This is a genomic window from Amycolatopsis marina, assembly GCF_900111885.1.
Taxonomy (GTDB): Bacteria; Actinomycetota; Actinomycetes; order Mycobacteriales; family Pseudonocardiaceae; genus Amycolatopsis; species Amycolatopsis marina.
This window is the reverse complement of the sequence record NZ_FOKG01000037.1, coordinates 14,861-27,488: the sequence shown is the minus strand read 5'-3', so window position 1 is coordinate 27,488 and position 12,628 is coordinate 14,861. Positions and strand designations below refer to the sequence as shown.

Genomic DNA, 12,628 nt, shown 5'->3' with positions numbered 1-12,628 from the left:
GACGGCGACACCACCTGGGACCGCGCCGTCGGCCCCACCCAGTTCATCCCCTCCACCTGGATCCACTACGCCGCCGACGGCAACAACGACGGCACCGCCGACCCCAACAACATCTACGACGCCGCCCTCGCCACCGCCCGCTACCTCTGCTCCGGCGGCTTCGACCTCACCGACCCCGAACAGCTCCGCGCCGCCGTCTACCGCTACAACCACTCCGACACCTACGTCAACACCGTCATCCTCTGGGCCGCCGCCTACCGAGGCGGCGTCACCCCCACCCCCGACAGCACCGTGCCCACCGGCACCACCCACAACACCACCACCACCGGCGCACCCAACCCCACCACACCCCCACCACCCCCGACGACCAAGCCACCGGCCACGGCCGCGAAGCCCCGCGATGACGCGCCGAGCACGAAGCTGCCGTCCGAGGTGACGCCGCCTTCGGACGACGAGTCCGAAAAGCCGACCACACCGACGGACCCGGACTCGACGGACCCGGACCCGACGACACCGCCGGAGACGACGCCCCCGGGTTCGACGCCGCCGGAGGAGGAGCCTCCGACGTGCGAGCCCGTTCCGGTCGATCCGGAGACGGGTCAGGCGGAGACAAGCGGGTCCGGGGATCCGTCCGGTGCGGAGCCCGGCGACGAGCTGCCGCCGTGTGAGGTGGACTCCGACGGCGACGGCATCGCGGACAAGCTGCCGGAAGAGAAGCCGTCCGAGACCGACGGCAACACCGAGACCACCAAGAGCACCGAGCCCGAGGGCAGCGGCACACAGACCACCTGACCTCGAGCCGGTTAGGGTGACGGCATGCCTCGCGTAGCCGCCATCGACTGTGGAACCAACTCGATCCGTCTGCTGGTCGCCGAGCTGACGCTCCGTCACGACGGCACCGTCGACCTGCGCGATCTGCATCGGGAGATGCGGATCGTCCGGCTCGGGCAGGGTGTCGACGCCACGGGAAGGCTCGCGCCAGAGGCGTTGGAACGCACTCGCGCCGCGTTGGTCGACTACGCGATCGCAGCTCGGCGCAAGGGTGCGGAGAAGGTGCGGATGGTTGCCACCTCCGCCACTCGGGACGCCGAGAACCGGGACGAGTTCTTCGCGATGACCCGCGAGGTGCTCGGGGTCGAGGCCGAGGTGATCACCGGTGACGAGGAGGCGCGGCTGTCCTTCGCGGGCGCGGTGGGGGAGCAGGATCCCGACGACGGCCCGTTCCTGGTCGTCGACGTCGGCGGTGGCTCCACCGAACTGGTGCTGGGCAACTGGGACGGCCGCGGTGCGGACGTCATCGCGGCGCGATCGGTGGACATCGGCTGCGTCCGGATCACCGAGCGCACGCTGCTCTCGGATCCGCCGACGGGCGACGAGATCGCCGCCGCGCGTGAGCTGGCGGGCTCCGTGCTCGCCGACGCCTTCGATGTCGTCGACGTCGCCAAGGCACAGACGTGGATCGGGGTGGCAGGCACGGTCACCACACTCGCGGCGGTGGCGCAGGAGCTGCCGGAGTACGACTCCGAGCGGACCCACCTCTACCGATTGTCGCGCGACGACATCGACACCCTCGCCCAGCAGTTGCTGAGTGTGAACCACGAGAGCAGGGCGGCGAACCCGGTGATCCATCCCGGACGCGTCGACGTCATCGGCGGCGGTGCGGTCATCGTGCAGGTCCTCGCCGAACAGCTCGCGACCCGCGGCGGCCCGAGGAACCTGGTGGTCAGCGAGCACGACATTCTCGACGGAATCGCCCTCTCCCTGGCCTGAGCCCCAGTCCCACCCGCACTTTCCCGGGAAAGTGCCGCTTCCGGAGTCGCACTTTCCCGGGAAAGTGCGGGTGCTCCGCGCCGCTCGCCCTCCCGTCACCCGGCCACCGTCCCCCATCGAGGCGCTCCGCGCCGCTAGCCTGAATGGGCCCGCTACTTTCGTCGGAAGTTCCGCCCCGTTCGTGTATCTCTCTGTAGGTTCTTCTCACTATTCTCGAGGAGGAAACCGCGTGAGAAGATCCAGACTTCTGCTGGCGGCACTGACCGTGCCGTTGGTGGGTGGCATTGCCGGGTTCGCCGCACCCACGGCGGCGGCACAACCGCAACTGTCCGGTCCGGCCACCGAGTTCACCGTGCTCGCCGCCGAGGGACAGAGCGTGTCCGCGGCCGAGCGGGCCGTGCGTGCGGCCGGGGGAACCGTCGTCCGCACGAACAAGGCCGTCGGCCTGATCACCGCGACCGCGCCGGAGCAGGGCTTCACCGAGCGCATGGCGGACGACCCCGCCGTGTTCGGCGCCGCGGAGGCGCGCCCCATCGGGCAGGCCCCGAAGCGTGCGGGCGCCCCGGCCCCGGACGAGGTCGAGAAGGAGAACCGGCGCGTCGCCCCGAACAAGGCACCGAAGGGCCCGAAGCCCGCGGCGGAGCCGGTCGGCACCGACCCGCTCGACGAGGAGCTGTGGGGTCTGAAGTCCGTCCGCTCGGACATGGCGCGCACGGTGCAGCCGGGCGACAAGCGAGTCAAGGTCGGCATCATCGACACCGGCGTCGACGGCTCGCACCCGGACATCGCGCCCAACTTCAACAAGGGCATCTCCCGCAACTTCGTTCGCGACATCCCGGCCGACGAGAACGGCACCGAGGTCGACGGACCGTGTGAGTTCCGCGGCTGTATCGACCCGGTGGACCACGACGGCAACGGTCACGGCACGCACGTCGCGGGCACGATCGGCGCCGCGGCCAACGGCTTCGGCCTCTCCGGGGTCGCCCCCGGCGTCACGCTGGCGAACCTGCGCGCGGGCCAGGACTCGGGCTACTTCTTCCTGCAGCCGTCGGTCGACGCGATCACCTATGCCGGCGACGCGGGCATCGACGTGATCAACATGTCGTTCTACATCGACCCGTGGCTGTACAACTGCGCCGCGAACCCGGCCGACACCCCGGAACAGCAGCAGGCGCAGCGCACGACGGTCGAGGCCGTCAACCGCGCCCTGAGCTACGCGCACCGCAAGGGTGTGACGAAGGTGGTTTCGCTGGGTAACTCGCACAGCGACCTCGGCGACCCGAAGCCGGACTCCAGCAGCCCGAACTTCCCGGCGGGCAACGAGCACGACCGCGAGATCGACAACAGCTCGTGCCTGACCATGCCGGTCGAGGGTGATCACACCATCACGGTCGCCGCGTTCGGCCCATCGCAGGCGAAGGCGGACTACTCCAACTACGGCACCGAGCAGATCTCGGTGTCCGCGCCGGGCGGCTACTACCGCGACTACATCGGCACGGACTGGTACCGCACCAACGAGAACCTGATCCTCTCGGCCTACCCGCACAACATCGCGGTCGCCGAAGGCACGGTCGACGAGAACGGCGACATCACCGAGCTCGGCACTCAGCTCGGGGTGCGCAAGGCGACGGCGGAGGACGGCCGGGTCGGCTACTACCAGTGGCTGCAGGGCACGTCGATGGCCGCGCCGCACGCCAGCGGCGTCGCGGCGCTGATCGTGTCCGAGTACGGCAAGGCAAGGTGGGGCGGCTTCGGAATGCGGCCGGACGCGGTGCAGCGGGTCCTCGAGGGCACCGCGGCCGACATCGCCTGCCCGGTCCCGCGGACCGTCGACTACCTCGACGAGGGCAGGGACGAGTCCTTCACCGCGACCTGTGAGGGCACGCCGGCCTTCAACGGCTTCTACGGCCACGGTGCCGTCGACGCCTGGGCAGCGGTGACCAACGGCAAGCGCTACCTGCGCGGCTGATCGGCTGGTTTCGATCCGAATGGCGTTCTCCGGATTACTCCGGAGAACGCCATTCGGCGTTCGACACTAGCGCGCCTGGAGCGCGTCCACGGCGACAGCTTGTGCGATGACCAGACGCCGGTCGAGTGCCGGGTCTTCGATCCGGATCGTGTAATGGTCGCGGATCCAGGTGTTCTTGTCCACGCTGAAACTCTGCTTGCCGTCTCGGGCGAAGTCGAAGTGATAGCGGAACGGGAACGGGAAGTTCTCGATCAGCGGGATAAAGTTCCACAGCCGCCGCAGGATCGCGATGGCCGAACTGCGCTCGCTGCCGGTGATCGGCGGCTGCCCCGGCTGTTCCAGATGCCAGGTGGAGCTGGTGAGTGACTTCTTGAAGTCCTTGCGGAAGAGCCCGATGACGTTGCCCTCACCGTCCAGGATGTCGTAGCCGCTTCCGAGGTCGATCATCTTGCGGGCGCGAAACCCCGCGAGTTCGCGGGACTTCGTGCTGTCGGTGTAGATCGTCACCTGCTCCTTGAGCTTCATGCGCTTCTGTTCGACGAAGGCGATCAGGTCGCCGGGCGCCCCGTTCCCGTCGTCGGCGAAGATCTCGTACCGGTTCACCATGAAGGTGACCTTCTGGTGCATGTGCAAGGTGCTCATTGCCTGCAGAGGCATGTGTTTTCCTTCGTGGCTCTCGTTGTTACCGGTTTGAGGCTGCCTTGACGAACGCGCCGAGGTCCTTGCCCTGCCGCACCCGGGAGGCGTCGTGGACGTACATCATGTGCCCGGCGGGGTAGTAGGCCGACTCGATGTTGGCGTGCAGTTCCTCCGGGATCTCCAACTGGGCGAGCACGTGTTCGGCCGCGTAGTACGGGGTCGCGCCGTCGTAGTGGCCGAGTGCCACGTGCACCTTCAGGTGCGGATTCGCCCGCATGGCAGCGCTGAGGCTGTCCACAGCGGACACCGACCGGCCCTCGAAGTCGGAGTACGACCAGGCGCGGTTGACGTCCATCGACAGGATCTCGTACGGCAGGTCGTTCTCGTACTCCAGTTCGGCGCGCACAAAGTGGTTGAAGGCGGCGGAGTAGGCGCCGATGATGCGCGAGATCGCCGGATCGTCGCTCATGTGCTCCCGGCCGCCGTCGGGCTCCCAGGTGGTGAAGCGGCCGTCCATCCGGCCGACGGTCAGTCCCCGGTCACGCAGTAGCTCGGTGAAGAACCGGATGTGCTCGATGCGCAGGTTCACCCGGTCCACATACGACTCGCTCAGGCCGGTGATGGCGGCCAGCCTGCGTACGGCTTCGGCGCGTTCCTCAGTGGACAGGCGTGCTCCACGGGACAGAGCCCATGGCAGGTCCTTCGAGGCGAATCCCTCCGCCTCGGCCAGCACGTCCGCCAGTGGACGATCGCCGTGCAGTCCGTGGTAGTGCGCGATGGCGGCGTAGGTGGGGACGTACAGCGAGTACGGGAGGTCGTTACCCTCCGCGAAGAAGACGCTGCCCAGGTCGAGGACCGAGGAGATCAGCAGCAACCCGTTGAGGTAGAGCCCGTGGCGCTGTTGCAGGTGCGCGGACAGGGCGGCCGCGCGAAGCGTGCCGTAGGACTCGCCCGCGAGGAATTTCGGGGAAAGCCAGCGGCCGTTGCGGGAGGTCCACAAGCGAATGATCTCGCCGATGGACTCGATGTCGGGTGTGAAACCGTGGTAGTCCTTCGGCTTCTCACCCGCGGCGGCACGTGAGTAGCCGGTGGAGACCGGGTCGATGAACACCAGGTCGCTGTGCGCGAGCAGGGTGTCGGGGTTGTCCGCGAGGCCGTACGGGGGCGGCTCGGGGGAGTCGACGTCACCGGAGACCACCCTGCGTGGACCGAGAACCCCCAGGTGCAGCCAAATGCTCGACGCTCCGGGACCACCGTTGAACGCGAACGTCACCGGCCTGCTGCCTGGTTCGGCGCCGTCCAAGGTGTACGCGGTCAGGAACACCTCGGCCTTGGGGAGGTGCCCGTCGAACTTTCCGTCGGTCACGACCTCCTTGCGCAGCACTATTCGCCCGGTCTGGGCGGTATAGGCGAGCTTGCGGCGCTTCACCGTCATGGTGTGCTTGGTGGTGACCAGGTCGTCGGTGGGTTCGGGCTTGCTGTCGTCCGCCTCGGCTTGTGGCTCGGCGGACTCTTCGGGTGGTGTCTGCGACATGCCCTCCAACCTAGAGCAGACACAATGGATGGGTGACCGACTTCGCCGCACCGATGGCCGCCCTTGATGCGGCCGTGTCCGAGTGCCGCGCATGCCCGCGTCTGGTGGCCTGGCGCGAAGAAGTGGCGGCAACCAAACGCGCCGCCTACGCGGGGGAGGAGTACTGGGGCCGACCGGTGCCCGGGTTCGGGCCCGCGGACGCGTCGCTCGCCATCGTCGGCCTGGCTCCCGCCGCGCACGGTGGCAACCGCACCGGCCGGATGTTCACCGGAGACCGGTCGGGAGATGTGCTCTTCCAGGCAATGTACGACGTCGGGCTCGCCTCGCAGCCCACGTCCACCCACCTCGGCGACGGGCTCGAACTCCGCGGCACGAGGGTGACGGCGCCAGTGCACTGTGCCCCGCCGGACAACCGGCCGACGCCCGCCGAGCGGAACACCTGCAGTCCTTGGCTGTCGCGTGAGCTGGAACTGCTCCGGCCGAGGTTGCGCGCGGTGCTGGTACTGGGCGCGTTCGGTTGGCAGGCGACGTTGCCGGTGCTCGCGGAGGCGGGGTGGCGGGTACCGGTACCCCGGCCGAAGTTCGGTCACGGAGCGGAACTGGTCCTGCACGGTCCGAGCAAGTTGCGGGTGTTCGGCTCGTATCACGTGTCCCAGCGCAACACACAGACCGGAAAGCTGACGCCCGCGATGCTCAGAGACGTGCTGCGCCGGGCTGCCGAGGTCGCGTTGGTGGACTGACGGCGCGGCCTTCTGAATCGTTTCCAACCGGGACGCGACCCCGGTCACAAGCGGCCCGGGGTGCGCGAGCGCGATGGGTGCGGAGGTGGGAGCATGTCCGTATGGCCGCAGTGAAGTCGGAACCGACTCGGATCTTGGTTCTCGGTGGTGGATACGTAGGGCTCTACACAGCCCTTGGTCTGCAGAAAAAGCTCCGAGCCAACGAGGCGTCGGTCACCGTCGTCGATCCCCAGCCGCATATGACCTACCAGCCGTTCCTTCCCGAGGCGGCGGCCGGCGCGATCGAGCCCCGGCACGTGGTGGTCCCGTTGCGCAGGGTCCTGAGGCGTTGCCATGTGCTCACCGCGCGGGTGACTCAGATCGAGCACGAGCGCAAGGTCGTGACGGTCGAGGCCGCCGACGGGCATGTCGAGCAGCTGTCCTACGACGTGCTGGTGGTGGCGCTGGGCTCGGTGGCCCGGCTGCTGCCCATCCCGGGGCTCGCCGAGCAGGGGATTGCCTTCAAGACCATCGGTGAGGCGATCTACCTCCGCAACCACGTGATGACGAAGCTGGACGAAGCCGCCAGCACGCTGGATCCGGAGCTGCGCAAACGCTTGCTCACGTTCACCGTCGTCGGTGGCGGGTTCGCCGGTATCGAGGCGCTCGCGGAGCTCGAGGACATGACCCGCTTCGCGACCAGGTACTACGAGAACATCGACCCGGAGGACATTCGCTGGGTCCTGGTGGAGGCCGCGGGCCGGATCCTCCCCGAGGTCCGCGAGACGCTGGGTGTGTGGACCGCCGAGCAGTTGGAGAAGCGCGGCATCGAGGTGTACCTCTCGACCGCGGCCAAGTCGTTCGAGAACGGCCACGTGGTGCTCTCCGATGGCACCGAGTTCGACAGCGACACGATCATCTGGACCGCGGGCGTGAAGGCCAACCCCGTACTGGCCAGCTCCGACCTGCCGATCGACAAGCGCGGCAGGCTGCAGGCCACGGCGAGCCTGCAGGTCCCGGGGCACCCGGACGTCTGGACCGCGGGCGACAACGCGGCCGTGCCGGACCTGTCCAGGACCGAGGCGGACCCCACGGCGACCTGCCCGCCGAACGCACAGCACGCCGTGCGTCAGGCCAGGCACCTGGCGAAGAACATGATCAAGGTGCTGCGCGGCGAGAAGCCGGTGGACTACTGCCACAAGAACGTCGGTTCGGTGGCCAGCCTGGGTCTGCACAAGGGCGTCGCCGACACATTCAACGTCAAGGTCAAGGGCTTCCCCGCCTGGGTGATGCACCGCGCGTACCACGTCAAGGCGATGCCGACGTTCAACCGCAAGGTCCGCATCACGTTCGACTGGCTGCTCGGCGGACTGTTCCGTCGCGAGGTCGTCTCGCTCGGCCAGATCAACAAGCCGAAGGAAGAGTTCGAGAGGGCCTCGAAGTCCTGATCGTCCTGCCGATCGCATAGGCTCTCGGGTGCCCCCGTAGCCCAATCGGCAGAGGCAGTCGACTTAAAATCGACCCAGTGCGGGTTCGATCCCCGTCGGGGGCACCAAACCCAGGTCAGGGCACCGGGGAGATACGGTCCAAGATCATCTCCCCGGCATACCCCCGGACGTCGTTCAGTCGTCTTCACGCAGCACGCGTTCAAGGTCAGCCCTTCCGGGCCGCCTGCCTGCTGTAGGTTTCGTCAATGGCATGTCGTATTAGTGAGCTCGTGCTTGATTGCGGCGACCCCGAGATGCTGGCGCGGTTCTGGTGCGAGGTTCTGGACTTCGTGGAGCTCGGTCGCGAACAGGGTCAAGAGGGTCAAGAGGGTTACGCCATCGAGATCGGACCGCGTGAAGGGTTCGGCGGGCCGCAGCCGACGATCATCCTCAGAAGCGGGAACGAGCCGGAGCAGGGAAAGCCCCGGCTGCACATCGACGTCAACCCCACGGACCGCGATCAGGACGCCGAACTCGAACGACTCCTGAAGCTCGGGGCACGTCCGGCCGACATCGGCCAGACCGGCGAGGAGCAATGGAACGTCCTCGCCGACCCCGAAGGCAACGCGTTCTGTCTGCTCAAGGCCCGCCTCAACCCACTCTGACGGGCGCTGTGCCCCCCCGGTGCGGCCAGGGCCTGTGCCGAAATCGCGTTGGGCAAAACCGCGGCTCACTCCCCAGAAGGAAGTTGCTGATCAGCGCAAGTCTCGGAATCGCGTGACGGCTTGAGGACTTGGAGTCCGGATCCACAGTGGTGCGCCGATGAGAATTCGGTCGACGCCGTGACCCGTTTCGTCGTGGGAAAACGTCCATCGATCCTTGTCGAGCACGACATCCTCGTAGATCTCTGCGAGCCACTCGGATTCTTTGGCCTGCCCGAGGGTGAAGCCTCGTGTCGAGGGCTTGCCTTGATGCTCGTGCCGAGGTCCAGTCACACCTTGCTCAGTGGCAATTTTCAGGGCTTCGAGCGCTAAGCTTTCAGGGTCGTACCACCGTGAGTTGCTGACAGCCTCACGATTTTCGAGGTAGAGCTCAATGGCTCCTGCCGCGGAGGAGGTCCATCCTCCCGGATGGTTGTCCGAGGCTCCGGCGTAGTCAGCCAAGTTCTGCAGACTGCCGAACAAGCAGACGTCAACGCGAGCGCCGGAGCTGCTGCGAGTGCTGGTGTGCATCACGACACCCCCACGCCCGTAAAAGCCGGAGAGTTGCGCAAACTCTACGCGCCCGACACCCTTCGCATAATCGACTTTTGGCGGTGTGACGAAATCCTGGACGGCTCGGGCGCCGATTGCTCTCTCGATTCGCTCCGCTATCTCGGTCCGGTCCAATGCGCGCGCGTCCTGTGCGAACTCGGCCCCGCCAATGCCAGGGATGTTGCCAAGCTTGGCTTTCCAACTTATACGTCGATCGAGGGAGATGCCATTGTCTACCCCGATGGCTCGAATTCGTCGGTCTGCCCAATAGGCGTAACGACGGACTACACCCAACTCGGCCATGGGGAAGGACTCCTTCGAGCGACAAGACCGTGCTTCGACCGGAGATCGAGCCAGTGCGGGTACGGATCCCCTTCCGTCGGGGCACCCGAGCACATGGCGCATCTCCGCGCCGAACTCGATGACCTGGAACATCAGCTTGACACAGGGGGAGACCGCGATCAGCAGCCCGTCGACCACGGGCCCCATAGGATCATGCACATGGCCGTCGATGTGGTGACCGAGATCGTGATCGATCGCTCGTGCGCGGAAGTCGCGAGTTACGCGGCTGACCCCTCGAACGCGCCGGAGTGGTACGTCAACATCAGGGCGGTGCGGTGGGAGACACCTCCCCCGATCGCGGCTGGATCGAGATTGGCTTTCGAGGCGCAGTTCCTTGGTCGCAAGCTGGTCTACACGTACGAAATCGTGGAGCTGGTCCCGGGCGAGCGGCTCGTGATGCGCACGACCGAAGGTCCGTTTCCCATGGAGACCACGTACGCCTGGCAACCGATCGAGGCCGGGCAAACCCGGATGATCCTGCGCAACCGAGGCGAACCAAGTGGGTTCGCGAAGGTAGGCGCGGCGATGATGGGCGCTGCCATGCGCCGGGCCAACCAGAAGGACCTGGCGAACCTCAAGCGGATCTTGGAACGGTCCGAGTAGGTGTGGACCGAGCGGCAGCTGGCTCTCGTCAGGGGAAGGTGCCCGGATCAAAGGTCTGCCGAAGCCGCCGCCAGGCACGGCCGGCTGACCTCGCCGAATCGGCTGATCGCGAATCCGGACACCTGCTCCGGGCAGCGGTACCTTCCGGAGTTCTCAGGTGGGAGATGCCGTGAAGAATGGGGAAGAGCAAGGAGTCGGCATCTGCGGTGTCACGATCGTGCGCGGTGGCGAGAGCCGTGCTGATAGGCCTACGCTGATTTATCGCCGACCGGTTTTTCTGTTTACCCCTGGTCGGAAAAGGTTTTTTGGTGACCTCGAGAAGTGTGGAATTGAGGGAATGCGAGCTGAGGGCGTACACAATTACCTTCCCGGTCCGCCACGGGTTGAGTACTCGCGCACCGAACTGGGCGGATCGCTCGCACCTGTCGTCGAGTGGCTACCGGGTTGGGGAGCGGCCTATGTCGACGAGATGCCGGCCGACTCGATCGGCGAAACAGCAAACAGACGAGACGTATCGGCTCGCTGGGGTCCTGCTTCTGTTCACTCCGCCGGGGCCACTCTGCGGATGAAATGCTCCAGCGTTTTCCGCGCTCGATCGATCGGGGCGCCGTAGAGCGCGACGTCGGAGCCGAGGCCGCGTGCGAGGGTGAAGAGCGCGTAGCCATCGTGTTCGGGGTCGACGTCGGGACCCACTCGTCCAGCCGCCTTGGCCTGCGCCACCACGGCCACAGCCAGAGCGAGGATCTCGTCGTCCCCGTCGGTCAGTACGGCAGCCATGCTTTCGTTGTCCGCCGCTCGTGCGGCAAAGAATGCGTGCACTCGGATCGCGTCTCGAGTCTCGGGATGTTCTCCGAGCAGTTCGTCGAGGATCGTGACCAGCACGTTCCGCACGTTGCCGCCGGCCTCCTCGGCCCGTTCGAGAATCCGCGACTCCATCCGTCGATGGGCGTGATCGAGGCTGTGCAGCAGCAGGTCGTCCTTGGTGGCGAAGTAGTACTGGACCCGCCCCATCGACACGCCTGCTTCCGTTGCGACTGAACGTAGCGACACCGACTCCAGGCCTCCGCGGGCAACGAGCGTCCACACGGCACGGGCAAGTGCCGACTTGCGAGCATCGTGGTCGACGGAACGTGGCACATGCGAAGTGTATCAATGCGATCGCATTGACATCGCCGAGACGACGATGTTTAAATGCGATCGCATTGGAAGTGGTGAAGGGGGTCCCATGACATCCAAGACAGCTGACACCTGGCAGGGCGTGTTCGGGCTGATCGGTATCACGCTGGGGGTCATTCCCCTGGGCATGCTGGTGTTCGGATCGAGCAACGGGCTCTGGACACTGGTGCTGGACGACTCGGCCGGCGCGCTCCGGTGGGTTCTCCCGCTCGTGGTGCTGGTCGTCGGCGTGCTCGCGATCGGGGTTCTGGAGCGGTACAAGCGTTGAGGTGTGCGTGACTCCTCGTCACAGGTGGACGTCGCAGCCGGTCAGCGAGCACCTTCACCGACGTCGAGACCGCCGGTGTTCGAACTACCCGTTGCCGCCCGCCTCCGTCCTTCGGCGTTCCATGATCTGCCCGATCAACATGCCGGTCGCGCTGAGCACCATCAGCCCGCCGAACAGCCACATCTGCCAGCTCGACTCCCCGAGCACCGCCATCATGATCACCATGGCGAGCGCGAGGGGGAGCAGCATCATCACAGCCCTGAACTGGCGTTTTCTCAGCTTGGCTTCCTCCTGATCGACCATGGACCGAATCCTGCCAGAGCGCGACGGGCGGGTGGTCGCTCTCCCGGCGACGGCCTCCGGAAAAAAATCCGGAAAAGGTTCTCCAGTGCTGTCGATCCGGCAAGCTGTTGTTCGACGCGTCTGTAGCGGCCAGGAGGAGTTGGCCGTACCCGGCCGATCAGCGGCCCGGGTCACGTGACGAGAAGGAGATTCGAGATGCGATTCATGATGCTGGTGAAGGCCAACGCCGACTCCGAGGTGGGCACTATGCCCAGCGAGCAGGAGCTGAACGAGATGGGGCAGTACAACGCCGAGCTGGTCAAGGCGGGAGTGATGCTCGCCGGTGATGGTCTGCACCCGAGTTCGAAGGGGGCGCGGGTCACGTTCTCGGACAGGACCGCGACCGTGACCGACGGTCCGTTCACCGAGGCGAAGGAGCTGATCGCCGGTTTCTGGATCATCGACGTGAAGTCCAAGGACGAGGCGATCGAGTGGGCCCGGCGGGTTCCGTTCGTGGACGGCGAGATCGAGGTTCGACAGGTGTTCGAGGCGGAGGACTTCGGTGAGGTCATGACTCCGGAAATGAAGGAGGCCGAGGACAAGCTGCGGGCGCAGATCGCCGAGCGGAAGTCCTGAGGCTGCCGGC

The 12,628-nt window shown here is 66.5% G+C and carries 15 protein-coding genes and 1 tRNA gene; 11 read left to right on the top strand and 5 right to left on the bottom strand.

Features of this window, described 5'->3' with window-relative positions; translation table 11 throughout:
* From BM199_RS31820 to BM199_RS31810, 3 genes are all read left to right on the top strand, one after another.
* Positions 1-792 (top strand): lytic transglycosylase domain-containing protein (locus BM199_RS31820; RefSeq protein WP_143101987.1); only part of this gene is annotated, 792 nt, incomplete at its 5' end.
* A 24-nt stretch (positions 793-816) separates the two neighbouring features.
* Positions 817-1,770 (top strand): Ppx/GppA phosphatase family protein, encoded by a 954-nt coding sequence (locus BM199_RS31815; RefSeq protein ID WP_091679653.1) that lies wholly within the window; start codon positions 817-819, stop codon positions 1,768-1,770.
* Between the two features lie 229 nt (positions 1,771-1,999).
* Positions 2,000-3,739: a S8 family serine peptidase gene (locus BM199_RS31810; protein ID WP_245788981.1), complete on the top strand. Its 1,740-nt coding sequence runs from the start codon at positions 2,000-2,002 to the stop codon at positions 3,737-3,739.
* A 66-nt stretch (positions 3,740-3,805) separates the two neighbouring features.
* Here BM199_RS31810 and BM199_RS31805 read toward each other — a convergent pair whose 3' ends face one another.
* Both BM199_RS31805 and BM199_RS31800 read right to left on the bottom strand, forming a co-directional pair.
* Complete coding sequence (locus tag BM199_RS31805) at positions 3,806-4,396, bottom strand: LURP-one-related family protein (RefSeq protein ID WP_091679650.1); 591 nt, start codon at positions 4,394-4,396, stop codon at positions 3,806-3,808.
* A gap of 25 nt (positions 4,397-4,421) precedes the next feature.
* A complete protein-coding gene (locus tag BM199_RS31800) occupies positions 4,422-5,912 on the bottom strand; it encodes a S10 family peptidase (RefSeq protein ID WP_091679647.1) in 1,491 nt (496 codons plus the stop codon).
* 53 nt (positions 5,913-5,965) lie between these two features.
* Here BM199_RS31800 and BM199_RS31795 point away from each other — a divergent pair, with 53 nt between their 5' ends.
* From BM199_RS31795 to BM199_RS31780, 4 genes are all read left to right on the top strand, one after another.
* Positions 5,966-6,652, top strand: a complete 687-nt coding sequence (locus BM199_RS31795) for a uracil-DNA glycosylase (protein WP_091679656.1) — start codon at positions 5,966-5,968, stop codon at positions 6,650-6,652.
* A gap of 101 nt (positions 6,653-6,753) precedes the next feature.
* Entirely contained in the window at positions 6,754-8,079 is a 1,326-nt protein-coding gene (locus tag BM199_RS31790) for an NAD(P)/FAD-dependent oxidoreductase (protein WP_091679644.1), read from the top strand.
* A gap of 30 nt (positions 8,080-8,109) precedes the next feature.
* Positions 8,110-8,186: transfer RNA gene (locus BM199_RS31785), tRNA-Leu, on the top strand.
* Positions 8,187-8,324: 138 nt separating this feature from the next.
* On the top strand, positions 8,325-8,723 hold the full coding sequence (locus BM199_RS31780) for a VOC family protein (RefSeq protein WP_091679642.1): 399 nt from the start codon (positions 8,325-8,327) through the stop codon (positions 8,721-8,723).
* 90 nt (positions 8,724-8,813) lie between these two features.
* On the opposite strand, the gene BM199_RS31775 is transcribed toward BM199_RS31780, so the two are convergent.
* The gene (locus BM199_RS31775) at positions 8,814-9,791 is read right to left on the bottom strand and encodes a hypothetical protein (RefSeq protein ID WP_143101986.1); all 978 of its coding nucleotides are present in this window, start codon (positions 9,789-9,791) and stop codon (positions 8,814-8,816) included.
* Between the two features lie 21 nt (positions 9,792-9,812).
* Here BM199_RS31775 and BM199_RS31770 point away from each other — a divergent pair, with 21 nt between their 5' ends.
* Both BM199_RS31770 and BM199_RS35300 read left to right on the top strand, forming a co-directional pair.
* Positions 9,813-10,256 (top strand): SRPBCC family protein, encoded by a 444-nt coding sequence (locus BM199_RS31770; RefSeq protein WP_091679636.1) that lies wholly within the window; start codon positions 9,813-9,815, stop codon positions 10,254-10,256.
* Positions 10,257-10,593: 337 nt separating this feature from the next.
* A complete protein-coding gene (locus tag BM199_RS35300) occupies positions 10,594-10,869 on the top strand; it encodes a winged helix-turn-helix transcriptional regulator (protein WP_091679633.1) in 276 nt (91 codons plus the stop codon).
* Here the strand turns inward: BM199_RS35300 and BM199_RS31760 are convergent.
* Positions 10,797-11,393, bottom strand: coding sequence for a TetR/AcrR family transcriptional regulator (locus BM199_RS31760; protein ID WP_091679630.1), 597 nt, complete (start codon positions 11,391-11,393; stop codon positions 10,797-10,799). The genes BM199_RS35300 and BM199_RS31760 overlap by 73 nt on opposite strands.
* Before the next feature lie 88 nt (positions 11,394-11,481).
* Between BM199_RS31760 and BM199_RS31755 the strand changes: the two genes are divergently transcribed.
* Complete coding sequence (locus BM199_RS31755) at positions 11,482-11,700, top strand: hypothetical protein (protein WP_091679627.1); 219 nt, start codon at positions 11,482-11,484, stop codon at positions 11,698-11,700.
* A gap of 84 nt (positions 11,701-11,784) precedes the next feature.
* Here the strand turns inward: BM199_RS31755 and BM199_RS31750 are convergent, their stop codons facing one another.
* Positions 11,785-12,003: a hypothetical protein gene (locus BM199_RS31750; RefSeq protein ID WP_091679624.1), complete on the bottom strand. Its 219-nt coding sequence runs from the start codon at positions 12,001-12,003 to the stop codon at positions 11,785-11,787.
* Positions 12,004-12,198: 195 nt separating this feature from the next.
* On the opposite strand from BM199_RS31750, the gene BM199_RS31745 reads away from it, so the two are divergent.
* Positions 12,199-12,618 (top strand): YciI family protein, encoded by a 420-nt coding sequence (locus tag BM199_RS31745; protein ID WP_091679622.1) that lies wholly within the window; start codon positions 12,199-12,201, stop codon positions 12,616-12,618.
* Positions 12,619-12,628 lie beyond the last annotated feature (10 nt).